Raw genomic sequence first — 25,214 nt, forward strand, 5'->3', positions numbered from 1 at the left:
GGCCCCCGACCGGACGGTCTGGGGCCTCGTGCGTCGCGGGCCGGGTGTCAGCTCGCGTTGTTGATCATGCCGGCGCCGACGGTGACGCCGGTGGCTTCGTCGATCAGGATGAAGGAGCCGGTGGTGCGGTTCTTGGAGTAGGGGTCGCACAGCAGTGGCACGGTGGTGCGCAGCTGGATGCGGCCGATCTCGTTGAGACCGAGCTCCTTGGTGTCCTGGTCGCGGTGCAGGGTGTTGACGTCGAGGCGGTACTGGATGTCCTTGACCATCGCGCGCGCGGTGCGGGTGGTGTGCTTGATGGCGAGCTTCTGGCGCGGACGCAGGGGCTCGTTGGTCATCCAGCAGACCATCGCGTCGATGTCCTGGCTGGGCTTGGGGGCGTTGTTGACGCGCGCGATCAGGTCACCGCGAGAGACGTCGACGTCGTCCTCGAGGCGCACCGTGACCGACATGGGCGGGAACGCCTCGGCGACCTCCTCGTCGAACAGGTCGATGCCCTGGATCGTGGACGTCATGCCGCTGGGGAGCACGACGACCTCGTCGCCCGGCTTGAGGACGCCACCGGCGACCTGGCCGGCGTAGCCGCGGTAGTCGTGGAACTCGTCCGACTTGGGGCGGACCACGAACTGCACCGGGAAGCGGACGTCGACGAGGTCGCGGTCGGAGGCCACGTGCACGTGCTCGAGGTGGTGCATCAGCGTGGGTCCGGAGTACCACGGCGTGTTCGCGCTGCGCTCGACGACGTTGTCACCTTGGAGCGCCGAGATCGGGATGACCTCGAGGTCGGGGATGTTGAGCTTCGTCGCGAACTGCGTGAACTCCTTGTGGATCTTCTCGTAGACCTCTTGCGACCAGTCGACGAGGTCCATCTTGTTGACCGCCAGCACGAGGTGCGGGACGCGGAGCAGCGAGAGGAGCACGGCGTGGCGACGGCTCTGCTCGGTGAGCCCCTGGCGGGCGTCGACGAGCACGAGGCCGAGGTCGGCGGTCGAGGCGCCGGTGACCATGTTGCGGGTGTACTGGATGTGGCCGGGGGTGTCGGCGATGATGAACTTGCGCGACGGGGTTGCGAAGTAGCGGTAGGCCACGTCGATGGTGATGCCCTGCTCGCGCTCGGAGCGCAGCCCGTCGGTCAGCAGCGCGAGGTCGGTGTAGTCGTAACCCTTCGAGACCGAGGAGGCCTCGACGGCCTCGAGCTGGTCCTCGAAGATCGACTTGGAGTCGAGCAGCAGGCGCCCGATGAGGGTGGACTTGCCGTCGTCGACCGACCCGGCGGTGGCGAAGCGCAGGAGGTCCATCTGACCGTGGTCAGAGGACGTCTGGGGGGTAGCCATCAGAAGTAGCCTTCCTTCTTGCGGTCTTCCATGGCCGCCTCGGAGAACCGGTCGTCACCGCGGGTCGCGCCGCGCTCGGTGACTCGGGCGATCGCGATCTCGTCGATGATCTCGGCAGTGGTCGCGGCGGTCGACTCCACGCAGCCGGTCTGCGACTTGTCGCCGACGGTGCGGAAGCGGACCATCTTGGTCTCGACCAACTCGTTGTCCTTCGGCTGCACGGCGTCGGAGACCGAGAGCCACATGCCGTCGCGCAGGATCACGTCGCGCTCGTGGGCGAAGTAGATCGAGGGGATCTCGATCTGCTCGCGGTCGATGTAGTGCCAGATGTCGAGCTCGGTCCAGTTGGAGAGCGGGAAGATGCGCATGTGCTCACCGGCGTGGATGCGGCCGTTGTAGAGGCTCCACAGCTCGGGACGCTGCATCTTGGGATCCCACTGGCCGAACTCGTCGCGGTGGGAGTAGACGCGCTCCTTGGCGCGGGCCTTCTCCTCGTCGCGGCGACCGCCACCGAACGCGGCGGTGAAGCCGTTGTCCTCGATGGCGTGCAGGAGGGCGCCGATCTGCTGGCGGTTGCGCGAGGTCTTGCCGTCGTCGATCACGATGCCCTGGGCGATCGCGTCCTCGACGCTGGCGATGTGGATGCGTGCGCCGAGGCGGTCCACCCAGTTGTCGCGGGTCTGGAGCACCTCGTCGAAGTCGAGGCCGGTGTCGACCTGGAGCAGCGGGAAGGGCAGCTTGGCGGGGTAGAACGCCTTCTCCGCCAGCCGCAGCATGACGATGGAGTCCTTGCCGCCGGAGAACATGAGGACCGGCTTCTCGAACTCGGCAGCGACCTCACGGAAGATGTGGATCGACTCCGCCTCGAGCTGGTCGAGCTGACTCAGCTGGTAGTCGGCGTGTGTTTGGGTCATGACAGACGGGATGCCTCTCTGGGGGACAGCAGCCCACATCGTAGCGAGGCCGGGCCCCAATGCCGCATCACGCATCCCGTCCAGTGGCCGGGGAGTCGAGGATCACGGTGACGGGGCCGTCATTGACCGCGTTGACCTGCATGTCCGCCCCGAACACGCCGCGCTGGACGGTGGTGCCCAGCCGCTCGAGCTCGGCGCACACGGCGGCGTACGACGGCTCGCTCACCGGGCCCGGGGCGGCGGCCTGCCAGGTGGGGCGGCGGCCCTTGCGCGCATCGCCGTACAACGTGAACTGGCTGACGACGAGGACCGGGGCGTCGACGTCGCCGACCGACTGCTCGTCCCGGAGGATCCGCAGGTCGCGGATCTTGCGGGCCATCCAGGTGATGTCGGCGTCGGTGTCGGTGTGGGTGACGCCGAGGTAGACCAGGAGGCCGGGGACGTCGATGGCGCCGACGACCTCGCCGTCGACGGTGACGCTGGCGGACAGGACGCGCTGGAGGACGGCTCGCACGGCCCCGAGCCTAGGAGCCGTCGGTGCGCTTCATCCCGACGAGGCCGGGCTTCCAGGCCGGGTCCTCGAGCTGCGCGATGGTGGGGGAGCCGAACATCGGCAGGCCCTGCCGCTTGCGGAGGAAGCCCCACACGACGGGCAGGGTCAGGAGCACGGCGATGCCGATGCCCGCGATCAGGAACGGGTGGGTCTCGTCCTCGCCGAGCGGTGCCCAGCCCGACTTGTCGAGGAGCGCGACACCGCTCATCGTCAGCACGATGACGATGCCGCGTCGGATGAACGACTGCGGCACGCGCGGGGCGAGCAGCGAGCCCAGGATGGTGCCGGGCACCGACCCGACGACCAGGGGGACGAGGATCGTCCAGTCGATGCCGTGGAGGGCGATGTTGGAGACCGCCGCGGCCAGCACGAGCGGCACGGCCTGCACGAGGTCGGTGCCGACCAGCTTCACGGCCGACAGGCCGGGATAGAGCATCAGCAGGGCGATCATGATGACCGAGCCCGAGCCGACGCTGGTGACGCCGACCAGCAGGCCGCCGAGCATGCCGACGAGCAGCGTGGGGACGACCCGGATCGCGGGGTCGTCGTCGGGGGCGTGGGCGCCGGAGCGCACGCGCAGCAGGTTGACGTAGAGACGGAGTGCATAGGTCGCCGCGGCCAGCAGGAGGGCGAACCCGATGCAGATCACCAGGACGTGGTTGAGCTGGTCGATGTCGTCGGTGAACCACGAGACGAGGTGGGGGCCCAGCAGCGCCATCGGGATCGACCCGATCATCAGCCACGTGGCCAGCTGCATGTTGGGGGAGCCCTCGCGGCGGTGCACGATCGCGCCGCCGCTCTTGTAGATCGCCGCGGCCGTCAGGTCGGCGGTGACGACCGTGGCCGCCTCGCCCACGCCCAGGAACAGCAGGGCCGGCGTCATCAGGGCGCCGCCGCCCATGCCGGTCAGGCCCACGACGACGCCGACGAAGAAGCCTGCTGCCAGGATCGACAACGCGGTGATGGTGATCAGGTCGGCCATCAGCTCTCCTCCTGCGTCGACGCGCCGGTCAGCGCCGGCACGACCAGCGCCAGCATCCCGGACATCCTGCCCGCTGCGGCCTCGGCGGACGCCGTACCGCGCCGGTAGGGATCGTCGATGTCGTCCTCGGGCAGGGGGCGGACCCGTCGCTCAGCCGCCTCGGCGATCAGTTCGCGGCCGTGCAGGTCGGGAGACTCCTGGGCGACGCGCGCGAACTGCCCGAGGGTGAAGGCCTTCCGCACGGCCCGCGGGTGCTCCTCGATGACGAGCGCCCGGTGGCTCGCCTCGGCGGTGAGGACGACGTCGGCCCACTCGACGAGGTCGCGGGTCAGCGGGCGGCTGCGGAAGGCAGGGTCGCTGGCGGACAGGGTCGCCGCCATCACCTCGTCCATCGGCTGGTCGACGAGGCCGTGGGTGCCGGCGCCTGCGAAGGTGATGGCCGCGTCACCGGCCAGGGCGCGGGCCGTCTGCTCCATGTAGGGCGAGCGGCAGATGTTGGCGGTGCAGACGAAGAGGACGTGGAGGTCGTCGTCGGTGCGCGGTTGCTCGGCCGAGGCCACGGCGGGGTCCTCGGCGGGGTCGTCGGTGGGGTACTCGGTGCGGAGGTCGAGGTGGCCGGACGCGGCCAGTGCGTCGATCACGTCGTCGAGGGCCGCCTCGATGGTGCGCCCGGTGGTGTCGACGCGTACGGCGGCGTCGTCGGGCTCCTCGTACGGCGAGGAGATGCCGGTGAACTCCGGGATCTCCCCGCGGCGGGCCTTCGCGTAGAGCCCCTTGCGGTCGCGGCGCTCGCACTCCTCGAGCGGGGTCGCCACGTGGATCAGGAAGAACGCACCACCCGCGTCCTCGACCATCTCGCGCACGTCGGCGCGGGTGCTCGCGAACGGAGCGATCGGGCTGACCACGGCGAGCCCGCCGTGCCGGGAGATCTCGGCGGCCACCCAGCCGATGCGCCGGATGTTGGTCTCGCGGTCCTCCTTGGAGAAGGTGAGCCCGGCCGACAGGTTGCGGCGTACGACGTCCCCGTCGAGGCTGGTGACGGTCCGGACCCCCTGCTCCAGCACGCGGTCCATCAGGGCGCGGGCCAGCGTCGACTTGCCGCTGCCGGAGAGGCCGGTGAAGAACAGCACCAGCCCCTGCTCGTCGGGCGCGGGCTGGTCGCGCTCGACGATCTCGGCGATCGCGGACGGGTAGTCGGGGTCGGCGTCACGGTCGGCGTCACGGTCGGCGAGGGCGTGCACCGGGTTGTCGCCTGCGTAGTTGGCCAGCACCCGGAGGCCGAGGGCGTGGTCGGCGGCGGCGTCGCCGTGGGCGGCCAGCGGGACGACGACCACCTCGGCGTCGGTGAGCAGGTCCGCGGCCGCGAGGGTGGCACGGACCAGGGCGACGGGCGACAGCGCCGGGGTGCCGTGGCCGGAGAGGGCGACGAGGAGCACGGGTCCGAGGCGGCGTACGTCCTCGAGGTCGGCGACCGTCAGCGCGTCGGTGACGGGGACCAGGGTGCGGTGCGGGTGACGCTCGCGGGTCTGCTGGGGAGTGAGGTGGAGCCGCCGGAAGGGGCCGTACTGCGCGTGCGTGAGGCTGGTGACCGCACCGCTCTGGGGGGCGAGCACCGCGAGCGGCAGGCCCTCGGGGTCCACCAGCTCGACCTCGGACGCCTCGGCGAGCGCCGCGGGGAGGTCGATGGTGATGACGCTGCCCGGCTCGCCGAAGCCCGTCAGCGGCAGCAGCGCGCCGGTCGTCAGCAGCTCCAGGTCGTCGAGCTCGCGGGGCGTCGGGCAGTGCTGGGGTGTGGACACGGGGTCAATCCTGCCAGTCGGCGGGCACTAGCCTTCCACCCATGTCGAGACCAGTCGTCGTGGCCGAGATCGTGCGTTCGGGGTTCGTGGAGGGGCACCACTACGGATCCGTGGTCGCCCTCGACGCGGCCGGCGAGGTCGACTGGTCGGTGGGCATGGTCGACGAGGCGGTGCTGCCGCGTTCGTGCAACAAGCCGATCCAGGCGCTGGCCATGGTGCGCGCCGGGCTGTCGCTGCCGCCCGAGCTGCTCGCCCTCGCCTGTGCCTCGCACTCGGGCGAGCCGTTCCACGTCGAGGGCGTACGCCGCATCCTGGCCGGCGCGGGACTCGCGGAGTCCGACCTGCAGACCCCGCCCGACTACCCGCTCGACGACGCCGCCCGCGAGGACGTCATCCGTGGCGGCGGCGGCAAGACGTCGATCCAGATGAACTGCTCGGGCAAGCACGCGGCGATGCTCGCGACCTGCGTCCTCAACGGCTGGTCGACCGAGGACTACCTCGACCCCGCCCACCCGCTGCAGGTCGCCATCGCCGAGACCTTCGCCGAGCTGACGGGCGAACCCGTCGAGGTCGTGGCCGTCGACGGCTGCGGCGCCCCGCTGCTGTCGACCTCGCTGACCGGCCTGGCGCGCGCCTTCCGGGCGCTCGCGGTCGCCACCTCGGGTCCGTCGGCGGAGGTCGCGGACGCGATCCGGGGCCACGCGGCGTACGTCTCCGGGACGACCCGCGACGAGCTCGCGCTCCTCACGGCGATCCCCGGCTCGATCGGCAAGGCGGGTGCGGAGTCCTGCTACGCCGTCGCCCTCCCCGACGGGCGGGCCGTCGCGCTCAAGACCGACGACGGGGCGCCCCGTGTGCGCCCGGTCCTGATGGCGGCCGCCCTCGAGCGCTCCGGCGTGCTGGACCTCGACGGCGTCGACGCCGAGGCCGTGCGCCGCACGGGCGAGCTGCCGCTGCTGGGCGGCGGGCGACCGGTGGGGGAGATCCGCGCCTGCTTCTGAGCCTGTGGTTCGGATCACGCTAGCAATGTTTGCATTTTGCTAACAACTGTTAGCACACTGGCAGCATGGCAATCGGCAAGGACGGGAAGACCGTCGTCGCATCCCTCGGGGACTTCCTCCGGGAGCAGCGCCTCGCGTCGCGCCTCTCCCTGCGGCAGCTCGCCGAGCAGGTCGGCGTCAGCAACCCCTACCTCAGCCAGATCGAGCGAGGGCTCCGCCGCCCGTCGGCCGAGGTCCTCCAGCAGATCGCCAAGGCGCTGCGGATCTCCGCCGAGCAGCTCTACGTCCGCGCCGGGATCGTGAGCCCCGTCGCGCACGGCGACCAGTCGGTCGAGCTCGCCGTCCTCGCGGACGCCGGTCTGACGGAGCGGCAGAAGCAGTCCTTGCTGGACGTCTACGCCTCCTTCCTCGCCCTCAACGCGGGGGAGCCGCGCGACCCGAGCTGACGCGCCCAGCGTCGTACGACCCACCACACCCCACCGAAGGAGCACCACCATGGCCAAGGCCACCCTCCCCAAGCCCGTCTACGCCTACGTCGGCGTCACCGACCTCGCCGTCGAGGTCGTCCGTGACCTCGTCGCCTCGACCCAGACCCGCCTCGCCGGCGTCCAGAAGGACGTCAACGCCCGCGTGGCCGACGTGCAGAAGACCGTCGCCGACCCGAAGGCGCTGCGCCAGCAGGCCGTGACCGTCGTCAACGCCCGCGTCGACGCCATCACCTCCGACGCGAAGGCCCGCCGCAAGGCGATCGAGGCCCGCGTCGCCGAGCTGCAGGCCACCGTCACCAAGGGTGCGGCCGACCAGGCCACCGAGACCTACGCCGAGCTCGTCAAGCGCGGCGAGTCGCTCGTCGGCCGCATCCGTCGCCAGGAGTCGACCACGGCGACCGTGAAGTCCGCCTCGACCACCGTGGCGAAGGCCAAGACCACCGCCACGCAGGCCAAGAAGGCCGCCGACGCCGAGGTCACCGCCACCAAGAAGACCAACAGCGCCGCCAAGACGGCCGCCAAGAAGGCCACCGCGAAGAAGGCCCCGGTCCGCAAGGCCGCCGCCAAGAAGACGACCACCGCGCAGAGCAGCGCCAAGGCCACCGTCACCGCGGCCAAGAAGACCGCCACCAACGCGGTCGCCGCCGCTGCCGACGCCGCCGAGAAGGTCGGCGACTGAAGAGAGGACGAGGGACAGCTGACGCTGTTCTGAGCCCCACGGCGTGATCCGAGGCCCCCGGCAGCTGCCGGGGGCCTCGTCGCGTCAGGGATCAGCGCGGACTGGTGACCTCGGCCAGGGCCGGTCGCGTGTCGAGGATGTAGACCAGCGCGGCGACCGTGAACGCGAGGTTGACGATCAGCACGCCGAGGAGGAGGTGCGCGACGAGGCCGATGCCGAGACCGATCGTCCAGGCGGCCTTGGTGCCGCGGCTGGCGGCGGGGTAGGCCTGTGTCGGGTAGAGCACCGAGTTGACGAACGCGAACCCCTTGACGACCAGCAGCACCAGGAACAGCACCAGTGTGACGTTGCCCTGGAGCTCGAAAAGATTCACAACCTCACCATACGTGGACGGATCGGTCGTTAGGGTTGTCGGCGTCATCACGCAACCGGACGGGGTTTTCAGCACATGTCGACGATGGACTCGGAAGAGCGGCCCTGGGGGTCGTGGCACGTCATCGACGAGGGTGATGGCTACAAGGTCAAGCGCATCCACGTGATGCCCGGCCAGCGGTTGTCCTACCAGACGCACGAGCACCGCTCCGAGCACTGGGTCGTCATCGCCGGCACCGCGACGTGCGTCGTCGACGGCGGCACGGTCGTGGCCGAGGCCGGTCACTCCGTCGACATCGCCCAGGGCGCCGCGCACCGCATCACCAACATGCACGACGACGAGCTGGTGATCATCGAGGTCCAGCGCGGCGCCTACACCGGCGAGGACGACATCTGCCGCCTCGAGGACGACTACGGGCGCTCGGACGCCACGGCCTGACCTCGGCCCGGCGTCGGCAGTTCGTCGACGATTCCGGTCCGCTGGGCGTCGGACTGCCGGCTGACATCGCGAACTGCCGACGTCAGGACGCGGACCGGGTGTTCACGATGTCGGCCAGCGCAGCGCGTACGTAGTCGGGCTGGTGCATGACTTCCTGCCAGGTGAACCGGACGACGACGAGGCCCCGTCGGGCGCATTCGGTGTAGCGCCGCACGTCGCGGCGGAACGCCGTCAAAGAGCCGTGGAACTCGAACGACTCTGCCTCGATCACGATCCCCAGCCGCTCGTCCATCAGGTCCACGCGCCCGACGCCGGCCAGCTCGACCTGGGGTACGGCGGACAGCCCGGCCACCGAGGCGCACAACCAGCGCAGGACGGACTCGAACGGGTTGGCCGCCCGCCCGTCGGCCAGCCCGACGACCCGGATCGCCTTGGACCGCCCCGTGCGTGGTGAACGTCGAGCGGCCGCCATCAGCTGCTCGCGGGTCACCTGTCCTTCCCGCAGTGCCGAGTCCGCGACGCACAACGCCGTCACCTCGTCGTACGCACGAGCACATGCGATGACGGTCGGCACCCGTCGTGTCACGTGGCTGGCGACGTCGCCGGACCTAAGGTCCTGCCAGTGCAGCTCCAGGTCACCGACCGGGACGCGCGAGCCGCGCGCCAGCGTGAGGCACGGCCGCTGCGGCGGGTCCTTCACTTCCAGCCCCAGTGCTGGGCAGCCGTCAGGTGCGAGGCGGTGCCGCCTGCCTCGATCGCCACGCGACGTACCTCCTGCAGGTCCGTCAGGACGTAGAGGTTGCGACGCAGGCGGCTGATGCGACCGCCGATCAGCGCGGCCTCTAGTCGATCGCGGTCGACGCACGCCTTCAGCTCACTCCAGGTCGCAACGCCTCCGCGCTTCCGGATCTCCCGCACCACGTCTCCCATGCGGGGAACATGCCCACGCGAGCGGCGCGATCCCCGTCGTCCACAGGCTGATCTGGCGTCGGCAGTTCAGAGCAGCCGGTGGGGCCCTGAGCGTGGACGGCGGGTGAATCCCGGTGAACTGCCGACGTCAGTCGGCGAGGTAGCGGTCGAGGGCGACCATCGCGTCCTCGGGCTCGAAGCCGGTGGCGCGGATCTTGGCCAGCGACATCGCCGAGCGCAGCGGGCGGGGGGCGAAGGGGCCGCCCTTCTCGAGCACCCCGGCGGCGTACGCCTCGGTCGTCGTCTCTGACACGTCGTCGCCCGAGCGACCGCTGCGCGTGAAGACCTCGCGCGCGATCGCGGCCCACGACATCTCGTCGCCGCCGTTGGAGAGGTTGTAGGTGCCGTAGGCCGCGCCCGAGTCGATCAGGTGCCGGGTGGCGCGTGAGAGCTCGGAGGTGAACGTCAGCCGCCCGACCTGGTCGGAGACGACCGACGGCGAGACTCCGTTGGCGGCGAGCGTGGCCATGGTGCGCACGAAGTTCTTGCCCTCGCCGATCACCCACGAGGTGCGCAGGAGGAAGTGGCGCGGCGCCGTGCCGACGGCGATGTCGCCGGCGGCCTTGGACTGCGCGTAGACCCCGAGCGGCGAGACGGGCTCGTCCTCGGTGTGCTCCTCGGCGGTGCCGTCGAAGACGTACTCGCTCGAGTAGTGCACGAGCGTGAAGCCGTGCGTCGCGGCGAGGTTGGCCAGGGTCGCGGGAGCGGTCGCGTTGGCCGCCCAGGCCGTACGGCGCCCGTCGGGCGTCTCGGCGAGGTCGACCGCGGTGTAGGCGGCGGCGTTGAGGACGACCGCGTACTCGTGCCAGGGCCACGCGGCGACCGCGGCGGCGTCGGTCAGGTCGAGCCGGGCGACGGTGCGATCACCCACGGAGCCCTCGGCGAGGTCCACGAGGTCGGAGCCCGGGAAGTCGGCCTGCAGGGCGCGACCGAGCTGGCCGAGCGCACCGACGATCAGCGTCTTCTTCGGCGCGATCGCGGTGGAGGGGTCGAGCGCCGGGTTGTGCTGGTCCTTCTCGCTGATGATCGCCTCGGCGAGCGGGATCGGCCACGCGATCGCCACGGTCGGGTCGTCGAGCGCCAGGGCCGGGTAGGTGATGCCGGGGCGCCAGTGCTCGTTGACGAGGTAGGTGTAGGCCGTGCCGTCCTCGAGCACCTGGTAGCTGTTGCCGACGCCGCGCGGGACGAAGACGGCGAGCGCCGTGTCCATCTCGAGGGTGAACGTCGCCCCGAACGACTCGCCCTCCCGCATGTCGACCCACGCACCGAAGATCCGCCCGGTCGCCAGCGAGACGAACTTGTCCCACGGCTCGGTGTGGATGCCGCGGGTCACGCCACGGTCCGAGTTGAAGGAGACGTTGTTCTGCACCGGGCCGAAGTCGGGCAGGCCGATGCCGACCATCTTCTCGCGCTGCCAGTTCTCCTTGAAGAACCCACGCGCGTCGTCGCGACGGTCGAGCCGCACCACGACCAGGCCGGGGATCGGCGTGGTCTCGAGGGAGGGGAGCGACATCACTGGCCCTTCTGGGCGTAGGCCGCCTCGACCGCTTCCTTCACCGGGCGCCACCAGTCCTGGTGCTCCTGGTACCACGCGATGGTGTTGGCCAGGCCGGACTCGAAGTCCTGGAACTGCGGCGACCAGCCGAGCTCCTGGCGCAGCTTGCCGGACTCGATGGCGTAGCGCATGTCGTGGCCGGCGCGGTCGTTGACGTGGTCGAAGGCGTCCTCGGGCTGGCCCATCAGCTTGAGGATCAGCTGGACGACCTCGAGGTTGTTCTTCTCGCCGTCGGCGCCGATGAGGTACGTCTCGCCGATCTCGCCCTTGTTCAGGATCGTCCACACGGCCGACGAGTGGTCGTCGGCGTGGATCCAGTCGCGGACGTTCTCCCCCGAGCCGTAGAGCTTGGGCCGGATGCCGTCGATGACGTTGGTGATCTGGCGGGGGATGAACTTCTCGATGTGCTGCCAGGGCCCGTAGTTGTTCGAGCAGTTCGACACGGTCGCCTGCACGCCGAACGAGCGGACCCACGCGCGCACGAGGTGGTCGGAGCCGGCCTTCGACGCGGAGTAGGGCGAGGACGGGTTGTAGGGCGTGTCCTCGGTGAACCGCTTCGGGTCGTCGAGCTCCAGGTCGCCGTACACCTCGTCGGTCGAGACGTGGTGGAGGCGCTTCTCGTGCTTGCGCACCGACTCGAGGATGGTGAAGGTGCCGAGGATGTTGGTCTTGATGAACGGCGAGGGGTCGTTGAGCGAGTTGTCGTTGTGGGACTCGGCCGCGTAGTGGACGACGGCGTCGTGCTCGGCGACCAGCGGGTCGACCACGTCGGCCTCGGCGATGTCGCCGACGACCAGCGAGACTCGGTCCTCGGGCAGGCCGTCGAGGGCCTCCTTGCTGGCCGCGTAGGTCATCTTGTCCAGCACGGTCACGCGGACGTCGGTCTCGCGCATCAGGTAGTGGACGAAGTTGGAGCCGATGAATCCGGCGCCGCCGGTCACGAGAAGACGTTCCATGGCCGCGATCCTAGGGGTTGGGCTTTGAACTCCGGGCACTGAGCGTGAGGCGCGGGGACTCGTCGAGGGCGTCCGCCGTCCACGTGGCGCCGCGCTCGCCCGACGCCGACCAGCCCTCCGGCAGGCCCTCGACGACGTAGCCCGCCGGGAACCGGACGGTCGTCGTCACGCCCTCCGGTCGGACCATGCCCTGGGGATCGAGGTCGAGCCGGTAGTCGAGCCGGTCGCCTACGACGACGGCCGCGGCCGGGACGTCGTACTCCAGGCGCAGGACGTGGCGCGCCTGCGGGTCGAAGGCGATCGTGCGGCGGACGAAGGGACGTCCGAAGTAGTCGCCGACCACGAAGTCGACCTCCGCCCCGTCGACCGCCGCGGAGTCGACCTCGGCGCCGAGGGGCAGGAAGCTCCCGATCGAGAGCGTGGAGTAGCGGGTGAGGTAGCCCTGCCGGTAGTCGGGCGTCGTGCCGACGTAGGGCGGACTGTCGTTGTGGACCTCGACCTCGAGCGCCACCCGCGCGCTGCCGTCGGCACGGAGGCGTACGTCGCTGCGCAGCGCCCGCGACTGCCAGTAGTCCGTCTTGCTTGGCACGACGTTCTGGGTGAAGACGCCGAGGTAGTCGTGCTCGGTGTCGGAGAGGTCGCCGGCGATCGCGAGGCCCTGCATGGCGGCCTGCGAGTCCTCGCCCCGGAAGTAGGCGGCGAAGTGACGGCCGCGGGCGGCCTCCGTCAACACCTTCACCTTGTCGGGCAGCTGTCCGCTCTGCAGCAGCCGGTCCACGAACAGCGGCACCAGCGCCCGGTTGGCGGCCTTGCGCTGCTCGACGTCGGTGTACTGGTCGTAGCTGCCGACCAAGGTCTGGACGAGGTTGTCGCCGTCGACCTGGCCGTAGCCGGGGACGTCCATCGGGCCGGTGATCTGCGCCAGCCGGCCGAGGGTGACGACGTCGATGGCGAACAGCCCGGACATGTTGCGGCCCCGGACGCTGCGCCAGGCGTTGAGCGTCTCCTCGCCCGCGATCGGCCACGACGGCGGAAAGGTCGCGTTGACGGGGCTGGTCTTCCCCTTGTGGAACGGGTTGCCCGGCACCTTGCGCCAGTAGCGCGGCTTCAGCAGGTCGGGGGTGGTCTCGGTGTCGACCGCCTCGCCGAACTCGATGCTTCCGTCCTGGACGGTGATCGGGGTCAGCGTGAGCGCGGTGCCGCCGGAGTAGCGGAGCTCCGCGGGGTTGAGGATGGCGACGAGGTACTTCCGCTCGCCGTCGGCGCCGAGGATGTCGGGCAGCTGGTCGATCAGCGGCATCGACGACGTGAGCCCGTCGTGCAGCGGCCGCACCTGCCCGAGCGCCTCGTCGCGCGCGGACGTGAGCCTGGCCGCGCCGGGTCCGGTCCCGTCGATGGCCTCGAGGTCGGCCCGCGCCTCGCGGAGGGCGGTCTCGGCCTCGCCGGCGTTGTCGACGAGCCGCTCCAGGGTGGGGATGTCGACCCGTCCGCCGGTGAAGAACGTCGAGTCGTCGCCGGTGATCTCGGGAAAGGTCTCGGCGCCGAGCTCGGCGACCGACGTCACCGCGTCGAGGGCGTCCCCGAGGTGGCGGGCGTCCTGGACGCTGGTGCCGAGCACGGGGATCCACTGGCCGACGAGCCCGACCGGGCCCTGCACGGCCACCTGGACGACGTCGACTTGCCCGCGGGCCCGGTCGACGGCGGCGACGGCGGCCGTCTCGTCGCCGGCCTCGATGGCGATCTTGGCCGCCTCCAGGTCGGCGCGGGCCTGGTCGGCTGCTCCGGGGACGCGAGCGACGGACCAGCCCAGGGCCGCGAGGCCGACCGCCGTGGCGGTGAGCACGATCGGCTTGCGGAGCGTCGAGAGCGAGGGCACGGCGGTCATCCTCTCAGGGCGAGGGTGACCTCGAAGGACTGTCGGGAGATCAGCGCCGACCCGCCCCAGCCGATCGTCTCCTCGTCGAGCTCGACCCAGCCGTCGGGGAGGTCGACGGCCTCGTAGTCAGCCGGCAGGTGCACGGTCACGTTGATCGCGGACGGGCGCACGAGCCCTTGCGGGTCGACGTCGAGGCGGTAGACCAGCTCGTCGCCCGACCTGGCCGCGGCGCCCGGGACGTCGTACGCGACGGCGAGCTCGTGCGTGGCCTGGGGGCGGAAGGGGACGGTGCGGCGCAGGAACGGCCTCCCGTAGAAGTCGCCGACGTGCGGGGTGAAGAACGCGTCGTCGACCCGCGCCACGACGTCGCTCGCACCGCGCGGCAGGAACTGGGCGAGCGACAGCGTGGCGAAGCGGGTGGAGTAGCCCTGGCGCGGGTCGCGGCCCCGGAACGGGTACGGCGTGGTGTCGTTGTGGATCCGGGTCGTCGCCGTGACCCGGGCGCTGCCGTCGGCGGCGAGCACGACGTCGGAGGTGACCGTCCGGCTCTGCCAGTAGTCGGTCTTGCTCGGCACGGCGTTCTGGGAGAAGACGCCGAGGTAGTCGTGGTCGGTGCCGGATAGCTCCCCGGTGAGGCCCAGCCGGGAGAAGGCGGCCTGGGCGTCGGGGTCGCGGAGGTAGACCGCGAAGTGGCGTCCGGCGGCGTTGTCGGACAGAGCCCGGATTTTCTCCACGAACTGCCCGGTCGCGAACAGTCGGTCGCGGAAGATCGGGACCAGCGCCTGGTTGACCTGGTGGCGCACGCGGTAGTCGGGGATCGAGTCGTAGCTGCCGATCAGGGTCGGCACGAAGTTCTCGGCCGTGATCGTGCCGTAGTAGGGGACCTCGAGCGGGCCGGTGAGCGCGACGAGGTCGCGCAGCGCCATGACGTCGATCGCGACGAGCCCGTCCATCTGCTTGCCGCGCAGGCTGCGCCACGCCCGCAGCGCCTCCTCGCCCGAGACCGTCCAGTCGGGCGCGAAGGTGGCGGTGCCGATGCGGAGCCTGCCCCGGTGGAACGGGTTGCCGTCGACCTTGGGCCAGTAGCGGGGCACGAAGGCGCGGCCGTGCGTGGCGGTGTCCTGCGGCGCGCCCATCTCGATCCTGCCCCCGCGCACCGACATCGGGGTGAAGGTCAGGGGAGTGCCGCCGGAGTAGAGCTGCTCGGCGGGGTTGAGGATCGCGACCAGGTAGTTGCGCTCGCGGTCGGCGCCGAGGACGTCCGGCAGCACGTCGGCCAGCGGGGCGAGCGAGTCGAGTCCGCGCTGCACCGGGTCGAGGCCGGCCAGCCCGTCGTCGCGGAGATCGGCGATCCGGCCGCCCAGCAGCGGCGCGCCGGCGTCGACGGCCGCCAGCTCGCCCTGGGCGTCCGCGACGCGGTCGCGGACCTCGTCGAACCCGGCCAGCACCTCGCGCAGCGCCCGCAGGTCGACCCGCCCGTCGGTGACCAGGCTCCCCTCGTCGCCCGACAGCTGCGGCAGCACGACCAGCCCGGTCTCCGCGACGGACGTGAGGTCGTCGAGGGCGTCCGCCAGGCGGCGTACGTCGTCGTCGGCGGCCGCGAGGACCGGCAGGTGCCGCCACGCGGCGCCCATGACCCCGTGCCGCGTCGCCACCGCCCGGTCGGCGTGCGTGCGCGCGTCCTCGACGTGGGCCTCGGCCGCGTCGAGGTCGTCGTCCTGCAGGGCGGTGACCGCCTGCTCGAGCGCCGACTGCGCCTGCCGGGCCTGCCACCACGTCCAACCGAGGGGCACCCCGATCGCCACCCCGACGAGCAGGACCCCCGCCACGAGCGCGAGGACGATCCGGCGGGGAGGCACGGGCGACATGGTGCCAAACGCACCCGGGCGGTCGCCGGCACATAGGCTGCCGGCATGCGCGGAATCATTCTGGCCGGTGGCACCGGGTCGCGACTGCACCCGATCACGCAGGGCATCAGCAAGCAGCTCGTGCCCGTCTACGACAAGCCGATGATCTACTACCCGCTCTCGACGCTGATGCTCGCGGGGATCCGGGACGTCCTGATCATCACGACCCCGCACGAGGCCGAGGGCTTCCACCGCCTGCTGGGCGACGGGTCGCAGTTCGGCGTCAACATCACCTTCGCCGTGCAGCCCAGCCCCGACGGGCTCGCGCAGGCCTTCATCATCGGCGCCGACCACATCGGCTCCGACACGGCCGGGCTCGTGCTCGGCGACAACATCTTCTACGGCACCGGCCTCGGCAACCGGCTGCGGCGCTTCGAGACACTCGACGGTGCGGCCGTCTTCGGCTACCACGTGGCCGACCCGAAGGCCTACGGCGTCGTCGAGTTCGACGACCAGGGTCGCGCGCTGTCGCTGGAGGAGAAGCCCGAGCAGCCCAAGAGCCACTTCGCGGTGCCGGGCCTCTACTTCTACGACAACGACGTGATCGGCCACGCCGCCGACCTGAAGCCGTCGGCGCGCGGCGAGCTGGAGATCACCGACCTCAACCGGATCTACCTCGAGCAGGGCAAGCTCCAGGTCGAGGTGCTGCCGCGCGGCACCGCCTGGCTCGACACCGGCACGTTCGACTCGCTCAACGACGCCAGCAACTTCGTGCGCACCATCGAGGGCCGGCAGGGCTTCAAGATCGGTGCGCCGGAGGAGGTCGCGTGGCGGATGGGCTTCCTCTCCGACGCCGAGCTCGCCGAGCGGGCCGAGCCGCTGGTGAAGAGCGGGTACGGCGCCTACCTCCTCGGGCTGCTCGAGGAGCAGGCCGGGCGCTGAGTCGGCGCCAATCACCGGCTGAGTCGGCGTCAATGACTGGCTGAGTCGGCGTCAATGACTGGCTGAGTCGGCGTCAATGACTGGCCGAGTCGGCGTCAATGACTGGCTGAGTCGGCGTCAATGACTGGCTGAGTCGGCGTCAATCACCGGGTTCACGCCGACTCGACACCGGGTTCACGCCGACTCGGCACCGGGTTCACGCCGACTCGTCGAGCAGCGCCAGGTCGGCGGCGACCATCGCCGCCACGATCCCGTCGAAGTCGACCGTCGGCTCCCAGCCCAGCCGGTCACGCGCGTGTGTCGGGTCGCCCGTGAGATCGGTGGCGTCCGCGGGCCGGACGAAGGCGGGGTCGGTGGCGACCAGCGGCTCCCAGTCGCTGATCCCGGCGTGCCGGAACGCCGCCTCGACGAAGTCGCGCACGGTGTGGCCGACCCCGGTCGCCACCACGAAGTCATCGGCCTCGTCGGTGCGCGCCGCCCGCAGCATCGCGTCGACGTAGTCGGGCGCCCAGCCCCAGTCGCGGCGGGCGTCGAGGTTGCCGAGGGTCAGGATGTCGGCGCGGCCACGCGCGATGGCGGCGACGCCGCTGGTGATCTTGCGGGTGACGAACCGCTCGGGTCGCCGCGGCGACTCGTGGTTGTAGAGCACAAGGCTCGAGGCGTGCAGCCCGCGCGATCGCTGGACCGCGACCGACAGGTGGGCGAAGGCCTTCGCAGCGCCGTACGGGTTGAGCGGGCGCACGGGCGTGCGCTCGGACTGCGGGGACGCGTCGGGCTCGCCGAAGATCTCCGCGCTCGAGGCCTGCACGAACCGCACGTGGTCGCCGACCTGCCGGGCCGACTCCATCAGCGCGACCGCGGCGAGGCCGTTGACGTGGGCGGTGAGGTCGGGCTCGTCCCACGACTGCGCCACCGAGCTGATGGCCGCGAGGTTGTAGACCTCGTCGGGGGCGAGGTCGAGCACGAGCCGTCGCGTCGCCTCGACGTCGCCGAGGTCACCGACGTGGGTGACGACCTCGGGCGGGGTGTACGTCGCCGCCGACTCGTCACGCAGGACGAGCGCGTGCACCTCCGTGCCGTCGGCGAGCAGGCGCTCGGCGAGGTAGCTGCCGTCCTGGCCGCCGATGCCGGTCACGAAGGCGCGGGCGGTCACCAGCCGGCCTCGAGGGCGGCCACGTCGGCGTCGACCATCATCGTGACGAGCTCCTCGAAGGCGACCTTCGGCTCCCAGCCGAGCTTGGTGCGGGCCTTGGTCGCGTCGCCGATGAGCAGGTCGACCTCGGCCGGCCGCATGAACCGCGGGTCCTGGCGGACGTGGCTGCGCCAGTCGGTGATGCCGACGTGGGTGAAGGCGACGGTGAGCAGCTCCTCGATCGAGTGGGTCTCGCCCGTGGAGATGACGTAGTCGTCGCCCTCGGGCTGCTGCAGCATCCGCCACATCGCCTCGACGTAGTCGCCGGCGAAGCCCCAGTCGCGGCGGGCGTCGAGGTTGCCCATGACGATCTCGTCCTGCATGCCGAGCTTGATCTTCGCGACGGCCTTGCTGACCTTGCGGGTCACGAACTCCTCGCCGCGCCGGGGCGACTCGTGGTTGAAGAGGATCCCCGAGCTCGCGTGCATGCCGTAGGACTCGCGGTAGTTGATGGTCATGTAGTGGCCGTAGACCTTGCTGACGCCGTAGGGCGATCGCGGCCACAGCAGCGTCCCCTCGGACTGCGGCACCTGCTGCACCTTGCCGAACATCTCCGAGCTCGACGCCTGGTAGAAGCGGATGCGACCCGGGTCGTCGCCGGCGTGCAGGCGGACCGCCTCGAGGATGTTGAGCACGCCCAGCCCGGTGACGTCGCTGGTGACGAACGCGTTCTCCCACGAGTAGGCCACGAAGCTGACCGCGCCGAGGTTGTAGACCTCGTCGGGCTCGGAGTCGCGCAACGCGCGCATCAGGCTGGACAGGTCGGTCAGGTCACCGTTGTGGAGGCGGACGTCGGGCACGAGGCGCTCGACCAGCTCGCGACGCGGGTTGTTCTGGCCGCGGATGACCCCGTGGACCTCGTACCCCTTCGCGAGCAGCAGCTCGGCGAGGTAGAGGCCGTCCTGGCCGGTGATCCCGGTGATGAGCGCGGTAGGCATGCGGGCCAGTGTGTCAGCCGCGCTGGCCGTAGGCTGCCGGACCATGAAGATCCTCGTCAGCGGTGGAGCGGGCTACATCGGCTCGCACACCGTCCTCCAGCTCATCGCCGCCGGCCACGACGTCGTCATCGTCGACAACTTCAGCAACTCCCGACCGACCGTGCTGGGGCGCCTGGAGGCGCTGACCGGCCAGGCCATGTCGATGCACGCGTTCGACCTGTGCGACTACGACAAGACCGAGCACCTCTTCGCCACCGAGGACTTCGACGCCGTCATCCACTTCGCCGGCCACAAGGCCGTGGGCGAGAGCGTCGAGAAGCCGCTGGACTACTACGAGAACAACCTCGGCTCGACGTTCTCGCTGGTGCGCGCGATGCAGCGCTACGACGTCGACAAGCTGGTCTTCTCCTCGAGCGCGACGGTCTACGGCACCGACCAGGCGGGCGCGACCGAGGACCGGCGCACCTTCGCGACCAACCCCTACGGCTGGACCAAGGTCATGCAGGAGCAGATCCTGCGCGACGTCGCCGTGGCGGCGCCCCAGATGCGCTTCGCCCTCCTGCGCTACTTCAACCCCGTCGGCGCGCACCCGTCCGGCACCATCGGCGAGGACCCCAACGGCATCCCCAACAACCTGATGCCGTTCATCGCGCAGGTCGCGGTCGGCAAGCGCGAGAAGCTCAGCGTGTACGGCGACGACTACGACACCGTCGACGGCACCGGCGTGCGCGACTACATCCACGTCGAGGACCTGGCCGCCGGACACGTCGCCGCCCTCGAGGCGCTGACGACGACCACCGAGCCGGTGAACACCTGGAACCTCGGCTCCGGGCAGGGCACCAGCGTCCTCCAGCTGCTCAAGGCCTTCGAGCGGGTGGTCGGTCGCGAGCTGCCCTACGAGGTGGTCGCCCGCCGTCCCGGTGACGTCGCCTCCTCCTTCGCCGACCCGTCGAAGGCCAACGCCGAGCTGGGCTGGCGCACGAAGAAGACGATCGACGACATGTGCGCCGACGTGTGGCGCTGGCAGTCGCAGAATCCCGAGGGGTACGGCGGCTGATGCTGACCGGCTTCGCGGGGGTGGTGCTCGCCGCGGCCCTCCCGTTGGCGGGGTCGACGGTCGTCATCGACCCCGGCCACCAGCTCGGCAACCACAACTTCCCGGTCCAGATCAACCGCCCGGTGCCTGCGGGCGGGTTCACCAAGCCGTGCAACACCACCGGCACGGCCACCGCCGGCGGCTACGCCGAGGCGACCTTCGCCTGGCAGGTCTCCCGGGCGCTGAAGCGCACGCTGGTCGCCGAGGGCGCGGCCGTGGTGATGACGCGCCACGCCAACCGCGAGGACCGCTGGGGGCCGTGCGTCGACGTCCGGGGGCGGGCCGGCAACAAGGTGCAGGCAGACCTCCTCGTCTCCGTCCACGGCGACGGGTCCTACGCCGCCGGCGCCCGTGGTTTCCACGTGATCGCGCCCGCCGACCGCGCGCCGTGGACGGCCGACATCCACGACTCGTCGATGCGGCTCGCCCTCGCCGTACGCACCGGACTGGGGCGCGCGGGCTTCCCGGTCGCCAACTACATCGCCGGCGGGGACGGTCTCGACGTCCGCTCCGACCTCGCCACGCTGAACCTCTCCGACGTGCCGGCCGTGATGGTCGAGCTCGGCAACATGCGCAGCGCGTCCGAGGCGCGGGTGATGACGACGAGGGCCGGACGCGCGCGGTACGCCGCCGGGCTGGCCGAGGGCGTCAGGTCGTTCCTGGGCTGAGCGGGCCTCAGGTCAGCGAGGCGGCGAGCGTGCGGGACAACCAGTCGGCGTAGGCCTCGACGGTCCAGCCGCGCTGGAGGACCAGGAGGTCGAAGACCTCGACGGCGATGCAGGCCCACAGCACGTCGCGCGCCTCCTCGACGCCGATCCCGGCGCGCAGCTGCCCGGTGTCGACGAGGTGACGCGCGACCATGGTCATGCCGGCCAGTCGCTCGTCCTGCAGGGTCGCCCACAGCTCGGCGATGGCCGGGTCGGAGTGTGCTCCGTTGCGCAGGGCCAGCTGCACCCGAGCCGACTGCGCGCCACGGCGCGCGGCCCCCGCGGCGTAGAGGCGCAGCTTCTCCCGGACGTCCGGCTCGGCCCGGATGGCCAGCGCCTCCGGGCGCTCGGCGACGGGCACGGGATCGTCGTCGCCGGCGATGGCCACGTCGAACACGACCTTGACGAGGGCGGCCTTCGTGCCGAACCCCTTGTAGATGCTCTCCGGGGAGACGCCGGCGCGTCGGGCGACCTCGACCACCGTCGTCGCGCTGTAGCCGACCTCCTCGAGGAGCTCCTGGGCGGCCGCGATCACGGCCCGGCGGCTGGCGAGGGCACGGGCGCGGCGACCACTCGCGTCGTAGGAGCGCGTGGGTCTGTTGACGTCGTCGGGCATCGGGTCCATCCTATTCGTTACATGTTCACTGTAATCAAAAGGAGGTGTCATGGACGCGCACGACACGGTGCGACCGTCGCTGTCGGCGAGCGAGACGGCCGTGCGCAGCATCGACGTCATGGCCGTCGGCGACCTGGCGGACTTCGAGGCCGTCGTCGCGCCCGGAGCGGTCAACCGCGAGGACGCGGTCGAGCCGCCGGCGTGCCGGGTCGGCGGGCCCGAGGGTTTCCACGCCACGGCCCTGTGGCTGCGGGCGGCCTACAGCGACTTGCGCCACGAGATGGACCACGTCGTCGCCGAGCGCGACCTGGTGGTGGTGCACGCGACGATGTCTGGCTGCCACACCGGCGACTTCGTCCTCCACGGCCCGGACGGAACGGTGGATCGTGTGTGGGCGCCGACCGGGCGGACCTTCGCCGTCGCCCAGACGCACTGGTTCCGCCTCGCGGACGGACTCGTCACCGAGCACTGGGCGGTGCGCGACGACCTGGGCCAGAGCCTCCAGCTCGGGTGGGTGCCGCCGACGCCGCGCTACCTGGTGCGGTGCGCGCTCGCCACGCGTCGTGCCCGCCGGGCGCTCAGGTGACCGCGTTGCGGGTCGCGAACCGTGCCTCGCGCCAGACCCCGGACTCGAGGACGTCGGCGAGGACGTCGACGGCGTCCCACACGTCGGCGTACCCGACGTAGAGCGGGGTGAAGCCGAAGCGCATCAGGTCGGGGGCGCGGAAGTCGCCGATGACTCCGCGCTCGATCAGCGCGGCCATCGGGGCGTAGCCGTCCTCGTGGCGCAGCGAGACCTGGCTGCCGCGGACGGCGTGGTCACGCGGCGTGACGACCTCGACGTGGTCGGGGACCCGGGACTCGACGAGCTCGATGAACAGGTCGGTGAGGGCCAGGCTCTTCGCGCGCAGGGCTGCCATGTCGACGCGGTCCCAGATCTCGAGGCTGGCCTCGAGACCGGCGTAGCTCAGCAGCGGTGGCGTGCCCACGAGGAAGCGGGTGATCCCCGGTGCGGGCTCGTAGGAGTCGGTGAACTCGAACGGGCGCGCGTGGCCGTGCCAGCCCGCGAGCGGCTGCGTCGCCGCGTCCTGGTGGCGCGACGCGACGTAGATGAATGCGGGGGCGCCGGGGCCACCGTTGAGGTACTTGTACGAGCACCCGACGGCGAAGTCCGCACCGCAGCCGTCGAGGTCGACGGGCACGGCACCGACGCTGTGGCTCAGGTCCCAGATCATCAGCGCACCGGCGGCCTGCACCTGTGCGGTGACGGCGGCCATGTCGTACATCCGGCCCGTGCGGTAGTCGACCTGCGTGAGCACGACGACCGCCACCTGCTCGTCGAGGACGTCGGCGAGCGTGGGGCCGTCGGCCGAGATGAGCCGACGCTCGTGGTGGCTGCCCGTGGCGCCCTCCATCATGTAGAGGTCGGTCGGGAAGTTGTCGCGGTCACCCACCACCGCGTGCCGGTCGGGGCGGAGCGTGAGGGCCGCGGCGAGCGCCTTGAAGAGGTTGATCGAGGTGGAGTCGCACACCACGACCTGTCCCGGCCCGGCGCCGACGAGCGCTCCGACGCGGTCGCCGAGGGTGCGCGGCTTGTCGAACCAGCCGGCGTCGTTCCAGCTGCGGATCAGGCCCTGGCCCCACTCCTGCGTCACCACGTGCTCGATCCGCGACGCGGTGTGCGCGGGCAGGACGCCGAGGGAGTTGCCGTCGAGGTAGATCACCCCGTCGGGGATCACGAAGTCGTCGCGGAAGCCCGCCAGCGGGTCCTTGACGTCCAGCTCGACGCAGGACTCGCGGGTGGGGGTGGTCATCGGACCTCCAGGGTCGAGAGGGCGTTGAGGACGACCCGCAGGTGCGGGACCTCGTGGATGCGGAGCAGGTGGGCGCCACCGAGGACGGCGAGCACGGCGAAGAACCCCTCGGCCTTGCGGAACTCGTCGCCGAAGATGTCGTAGTTGTGCGGCAGCACGTTGCACACCGGCGCGCCGAGCGGGCGGAGCCGGAAGGTCTGGGTGAGCACCTTCGTCTGGTGGTTGGCGCGGCCGACCGGGTCGAGCAGGTTGCCGTAGTGGAAGCCCATCCCGGGGTCGATGACCACGCGGTCGACGCCGAGCGAGCGGGCCCGCTCGAGCCGGGCGCCGAAGTGGTCGAGGAGGGCGGGGATCGGGTCGGCGTCGGGAGGCACGTCGGTGGGCTCGCGGACGTTGGCCGCGTCGCCGAAGCACATCACGACCGCCGCGTCGTGCTCGGCGGCGAGGGTGAGCATCTCGTCCTCGTGCTCGCGCCCGGTCATGTTGAGGATCCCGGCGCCGGCGGCCAGGCACGCCTTCACCACCCGCGGGTCGTAGGTCTCCACCGAGACGACGGCGTGCTCGACCAGCCCCTCGATCGCCGGCACCAGGGTCCGCACCTGGTCGTCGGCGCCCACCCGCACGGCCTTCGCGTTGCTCGACTCGGCGCCCAGGTCGATGATCGCCGCACCCTGCGCGGACTGGATCCGGCCCATCCGCACAGCGTCGGCCGGCGAGACGGCGACGCTCTCGCGGTAGGTCGAGTCGCGCGAGAGGTTGACGCAGCCCATCAGCGTGACCGGCCCGTCGCCGATCGACACCGACCCGTGCGGTCCGTCGAGGACGACCGGCGTCACCGGGGCACGCCACGCGTCGGCGTGCTCCACCTGCAGGGACGCGAGGTCGGCGAGCGTGATCACGGGGGCCACACTAGGACGGTGACCGAACTGAGCCTGCACTCCCTGCGCGACCTCGACGACGACGCACTGGCCGCGGCGTACGCCCCGCGCGCCGAGCCGTGGCTGCGGGTCAACTTCGTCAGCAGCGTCGACGGCACCTCCCAGGGCGGCGACGGGCTGAGCAAGAGCATCAACAACGACGCCGACAAGCGCGTCTTCGACGCACTGCGCACGCAGGCGGACTGCCTCGTCGTGGGGGCGGGCACGCTGCGCTCGGAGGGGTACGACGTCCCGCGGCTGCCGCTCGTGGTCGTCAGCCGCAAGGCGGAGGTGCCGGAGAAGCTCCGCGAGGCGCCGTACGGCCGGATCCTGATGGCGACCGTGGCGAGCGCCGAGCACCTGGACGCGACGCGGTCCCTGCTGGGGGAGGAGAACACGCTCGTGCTCGGCGACGACGAGATCGACTTCGCGGCCCTCAAGTCCACGCTCGCCGACCGCGGTTGGGTCGACCAGCTCTGTGAGGGAGGGCCGCAGCTGTTCGGCACGATGGTCGAGGCGGGCGTGGTCGACGAGCTGTGCCACACCGTCGTGCCGCGGCTGCTCGGCGGCGACGGCCTGCGGATCATGACGGGCCCGGACGTCGACGTCGCGCTGGAGCCGATCTTGCTCCTTCAGCAGGACGGCACGATCCTCGGCCGCTGGCTGATCAGCTGAGAGCGGCGAGCAGCGCCTTGTTGAAGGCCGGCAGGTCCTCGGGGTTGCGGGAGGTGATGAGTTTGCCGTCCTCGACGACCTCCTCGTCGACCCAGGTGCCGCCGGCGTTGCGGATGTCGGTCTGCAGGCTGGGCCACGACGTGAGGCGCTTGCCGTCGAGCACGCCGGCCTCGACCAGCGTCCAGGGCGCGTGGCAGATCGCCGCCACCGGCTTGCCGGCTTCGACGAACGCCTTGACCAGGGCGACTGCCGCCTCGTCGGTGCGCAGTGCGTCGGGATTGGCCACGCCGCCGGGCAGGACCAGCGCGTCGTAGTCGTCCACGGACGCGTCGGCGACCGTGACGTCGACGGGTCGCGTCTCCGCCTTGTCGAGGTGGTTGAACAGCTGCACCTCGCCGGACTCCGGCGAGATGAGTGCGGCGGTGTGCCCGGCACCGGTGACGGCGTCCCAGGGTCCGGTCAGCTCGACCGCCTCGATGCCTTCGGCTGCGGTCAGGAATGCGATTCGCTTGGTGTCGGCCATGTCTTCACCATCGCTCGCCGGCCGGGTGCG

The 25,214-nt window shown here is 71.1% G+C and carries 27 protein-coding genes; 9 read left to right on the plus strand and 18 right to left on the minus strand.

Features of this window, described 5'->3' with window-relative positions:
- Positions 1 to 47: 47 nt before the first annotated feature.
- The 5 genes from C7S10_RS05240 to cysC form a co-directional block, all read right to left on the minus strand.
- Entirely contained in the window at positions 48 to 1,334 is a 1,287-nt protein-coding gene (locus C7S10_RS05240) for a sulfate adenylyltransferase subunit 1 (RefSeq protein ID WP_243395226.1), read from the minus strand.
- Positions 1,334 to 2,248, minus strand: a complete 915-nt coding sequence (cysD, locus tag C7S10_RS05245; protein WP_108343383.1) for a sulfate adenylyltransferase subunit CysD — start codon at positions 2,246 to 2,248, stop codon at positions 1,334 to 1,336. Before cysD ends, C7S10_RS05240 begins: the two co-directional genes overlap by 1 nt.
- Before the next feature lie 67 nt (positions 2,249 to 2,315).
- Entirely contained in the window at positions 2,316 to 2,762 is a 447-nt protein-coding gene (dtd, locus tag C7S10_RS05250) for a D-aminoacyl-tRNA deacylase (RefSeq protein WP_108343384.1), read from the minus strand.
- A gap of 10 nt (positions 2,763 to 2,772) precedes the next feature.
- Positions 2,773 to 3,783, minus strand: coding sequence for a sulfite exporter TauE/SafE family protein (locus tag C7S10_RS05255; RefSeq protein ID WP_108343385.1), 1,011 nt, complete (start codon positions 3,781 to 3,783; stop codon positions 2,773 to 2,775).
- Positions 3,783 to 5,582: an adenylyl-sulfate kinase gene (cysC, locus tag C7S10_RS05260; RefSeq protein ID WP_243395227.1), complete on the minus strand. Its 1,800-nt coding sequence runs from the start codon at positions 5,580 to 5,582 to the stop codon at positions 3,783 to 3,785. The genes C7S10_RS05255 and cysC overlap by 1 nt, the downstream gene beginning before the upstream one ends.
- 41 nt (positions 5,583 to 5,623) lie before the next feature.
- On the opposite strand from cysC, the gene C7S10_RS05265 reads away from it, so the two are divergent.
- The 3 genes from C7S10_RS05265 (at position 5,624) to C7S10_RS05275 (ending at position 7,750) form a co-directional block, all read left to right on the plus strand.
- Positions 5,624 to 6,583, plus strand: a complete 960-nt coding sequence (locus C7S10_RS05265) for an asparaginase (RefSeq protein WP_108343387.1) — start codon at positions 5,624 to 5,626, stop codon at positions 6,581 to 6,583.
- 65 nt (positions 6,584 to 6,648) lie between these two features.
- Positions 6,649 to 7,029, plus strand: coding sequence for a helix-turn-helix domain-containing protein (locus tag C7S10_RS05270; protein ID WP_108343388.1), 381 nt, complete (start codon positions 6,649 to 6,651; stop codon positions 7,027 to 7,029).
- A 49-nt stretch (positions 7,030 to 7,078) separates the two neighbouring features.
- Positions 7,079 to 7,750 (plus strand): hypothetical protein, encoded by a 672-nt coding sequence (locus C7S10_RS05275; protein ID WP_108343389.1) that lies wholly within the window; start codon positions 7,079 to 7,081, stop codon positions 7,748 to 7,750.
- Between the two features lie 91 nt (positions 7,751 to 7,841).
- On the opposite strand, the gene C7S10_RS05280 is transcribed toward C7S10_RS05275, so the two are convergent.
- The gene (locus C7S10_RS05280; RefSeq protein ID WP_165807062.1) at positions 7,842 to 8,123 is read right to left on the minus strand and encodes a DUF2516 family protein; all 282 of its coding nucleotides are present in this window, start codon (positions 8,121 to 8,123) and stop codon (positions 7,842 to 7,844) included.
- A gap of 75 nt (positions 8,124 to 8,198) precedes the next feature.
- On the opposite strand from C7S10_RS05280, the gene C7S10_RS05285 reads away from it, so the two are divergent.
- Complete coding sequence (locus tag C7S10_RS05285) at positions 8,199 to 8,561, plus strand: phosphomannose isomerase type II C-terminal cupin domain (RefSeq protein WP_243395228.1); 363 nt, start codon at positions 8,199 to 8,201, stop codon at positions 8,559 to 8,561.
- Positions 8,562 to 8,643: 82 nt separating this feature from the next.
- On the opposite strand, the gene C7S10_RS05290 is transcribed toward C7S10_RS05285, so the two are convergent.
- From C7S10_RS05290 to C7S10_RS05315, 6 genes are all read right to left on the minus strand, one after another.
- Entirely contained in the window at positions 8,644 to 9,261 is a 618-nt protein-coding gene (locus C7S10_RS05290; protein WP_108343391.1) for an endonuclease domain-containing protein, read from the minus strand.
- Positions 9,258 to 9,491, minus strand: coding sequence for a hypothetical protein (locus tag C7S10_RS05295; protein WP_108343392.1), 234 nt, complete (start codon positions 9,489 to 9,491; stop codon positions 9,258 to 9,260). Before C7S10_RS05295 ends, C7S10_RS05290 begins: the two co-directional genes overlap by 4 nt.
- A gap of 127 nt (positions 9,492 to 9,618) precedes the next feature.
- Entirely contained in the window at positions 9,619 to 11,043 is a 1,425-nt protein-coding gene (locus C7S10_RS05300; protein WP_108343393.1) for a sugar nucleotide-binding protein, read from the minus strand.
- A complete protein-coding gene (rfbB, locus tag C7S10_RS05305; RefSeq protein ID WP_108343394.1) occupies positions 11,043 to 12,041 on the minus strand; it encodes a dTDP-glucose 4,6-dehydratase in 999 nt (332 codons plus the stop codon). The genes C7S10_RS05300 and rfbB overlap by 1 nt, the downstream gene beginning before the upstream one ends.
- A 10-nt stretch (positions 12,042 to 12,051) precedes the next feature.
- Positions 12,052 to 13,917, minus strand: coding sequence for a DUF4012 domain-containing protein (locus C7S10_RS05310; protein ID WP_133176436.1), 1,866 nt, complete (start codon positions 13,915 to 13,917; stop codon positions 12,052 to 12,054).
- Between the two features lie 5 nt (positions 13,918 to 13,922).
- Entirely contained in the window at positions 13,923 to 15,776 is a 1,854-nt protein-coding gene (locus C7S10_RS05315; protein WP_165807063.1) for a DUF4012 domain-containing protein, read from the minus strand.
- 54 nt (positions 15,777 to 15,830) lie between these two features.
- On the opposite strand from C7S10_RS05315, the gene rfbA reads away from it, so the two are divergent.
- A complete protein-coding gene (gene rfbA / locus C7S10_RS05320; RefSeq protein ID WP_108343397.1) occupies positions 15,831 to 16,706 on the plus strand; it encodes a glucose-1-phosphate thymidylyltransferase RfbA in 876 nt (291 codons plus the stop codon).
- Positions 16,707 to 16,902: 196 nt separating this feature from the next.
- On the opposite strand, the gene C7S10_RS05325 is transcribed toward rfbA, so the two are convergent.
- Both C7S10_RS05325 and gmd read right to left on the minus strand, forming a co-directional pair.
- On the minus strand, positions 16,903 to 17,859 hold the full coding sequence (locus C7S10_RS05325) for a GDP-mannose 4,6-dehydratase (protein ID WP_243395229.1): 957 nt from the start codon (positions 17,857 to 17,859) through the stop codon (positions 16,903 to 16,905).
- Positions 17,856 to 18,836, minus strand: a complete 981-nt coding sequence (gene gmd, locus C7S10_RS05330; RefSeq protein WP_108343990.1) for a GDP-mannose 4,6-dehydratase — start codon at positions 18,834 to 18,836, stop codon at positions 17,856 to 17,858. The genes C7S10_RS05325 and gmd overlap by 4 nt, the downstream gene beginning before the upstream one ends.
- A gap of 43 nt (positions 18,837 to 18,879) precedes the next feature.
- Here gmd and galE point away from each other — a divergent pair, with 43 nt between their 5' ends.
- Both galE and C7S10_RS05340 read left to right on the plus strand, forming a co-directional pair.
- Positions 18,880 to 19,893 (plus strand): UDP-glucose 4-epimerase GalE, encoded by a 1,014-nt coding sequence (galE, locus tag C7S10_RS05335; RefSeq protein WP_108343398.1) that lies wholly within the window; start codon positions 18,880 to 18,882, stop codon positions 19,891 to 19,893.
- A complete protein-coding gene (locus C7S10_RS05340) occupies positions 19,893 to 20,600 on the plus strand; it encodes an N-acetylmuramoyl-L-alanine amidase family protein (RefSeq protein ID WP_108343399.1) in 708 nt (235 codons plus the stop codon). Before galE ends, C7S10_RS05340 begins: the two co-directional genes overlap by 1 nt.
- Positions 20,601 to 20,607: 7 nt before the next feature.
- Here the strand turns inward: C7S10_RS05340 and C7S10_RS05345 are convergent, their stop codons facing one another.
- Entirely contained in the window at positions 20,608 to 21,255 is a 648-nt protein-coding gene (locus C7S10_RS05345; RefSeq protein WP_108343992.1) for a TetR/AcrR family transcriptional regulator, read from the minus strand.
- A 49-nt stretch (positions 21,256 to 21,304) separates the two neighbouring features.
- Between C7S10_RS05345 and C7S10_RS05350 the strand changes: the two genes are divergently transcribed.
- On the plus strand, positions 21,305 to 21,841 hold the full coding sequence (locus tag C7S10_RS05350; protein WP_108343400.1) for an ester cyclase: 537 nt from the start codon (positions 21,305 to 21,307) through the stop codon (positions 21,839 to 21,841).
- Here the strand turns inward: C7S10_RS05350 and kynU are convergent.
- Together kynU and C7S10_RS05360 are read right to left on the minus strand one after the other, a co-directional pair.
- Positions 21,834 to 23,069, minus strand: a complete 1,236-nt coding sequence (kynU, locus tag C7S10_RS05355) for a kynureninase (protein ID WP_108343401.1) — start codon at positions 23,067 to 23,069, stop codon at positions 21,834 to 21,836. The genes C7S10_RS05350 and kynU overlap by 8 nt on opposite strands.
- Positions 23,066 to 23,968, minus strand: a complete 903-nt coding sequence (locus C7S10_RS05360; RefSeq protein ID WP_133176437.1) for a dihydropteroate synthase — start codon at positions 23,966 to 23,968, stop codon at positions 23,066 to 23,068. Before C7S10_RS05360 ends, kynU begins: the two co-directional genes overlap by 4 nt.
- A gap of 18 nt (positions 23,969 to 23,986) precedes the next feature.
- On the opposite strand from C7S10_RS05360, the gene C7S10_RS05365 reads away from it, so the two are divergent.
- Complete coding sequence (locus C7S10_RS05365) at positions 23,987 to 24,661, plus strand: dihydrofolate reductase family protein (RefSeq protein ID WP_108343403.1); 675 nt, start codon at positions 23,987 to 23,989, stop codon at positions 24,659 to 24,661.
- On the opposite strand, the gene C7S10_RS05370 is transcribed toward C7S10_RS05365, so the two are convergent.
- A complete protein-coding gene (locus tag C7S10_RS05370) occupies positions 24,654 to 25,184 on the minus strand; it encodes a type 1 glutamine amidotransferase domain-containing protein (protein ID WP_108343404.1) in 531 nt (176 codons plus the stop codon). The genes C7S10_RS05365 and C7S10_RS05370 overlap by 8 nt on opposite strands.
- Positions 25,185 to 25,214: the final 30 nt, after the last annotated feature.

The organism is Nocardioides currus (assembly GCF_003057875.1).
GTDB classification, from domain to species: Bacteria; Actinomycetota; Actinomycetes; order Propionibacteriales; family Nocardioidaceae; genus Nocardioides; species Nocardioides currus.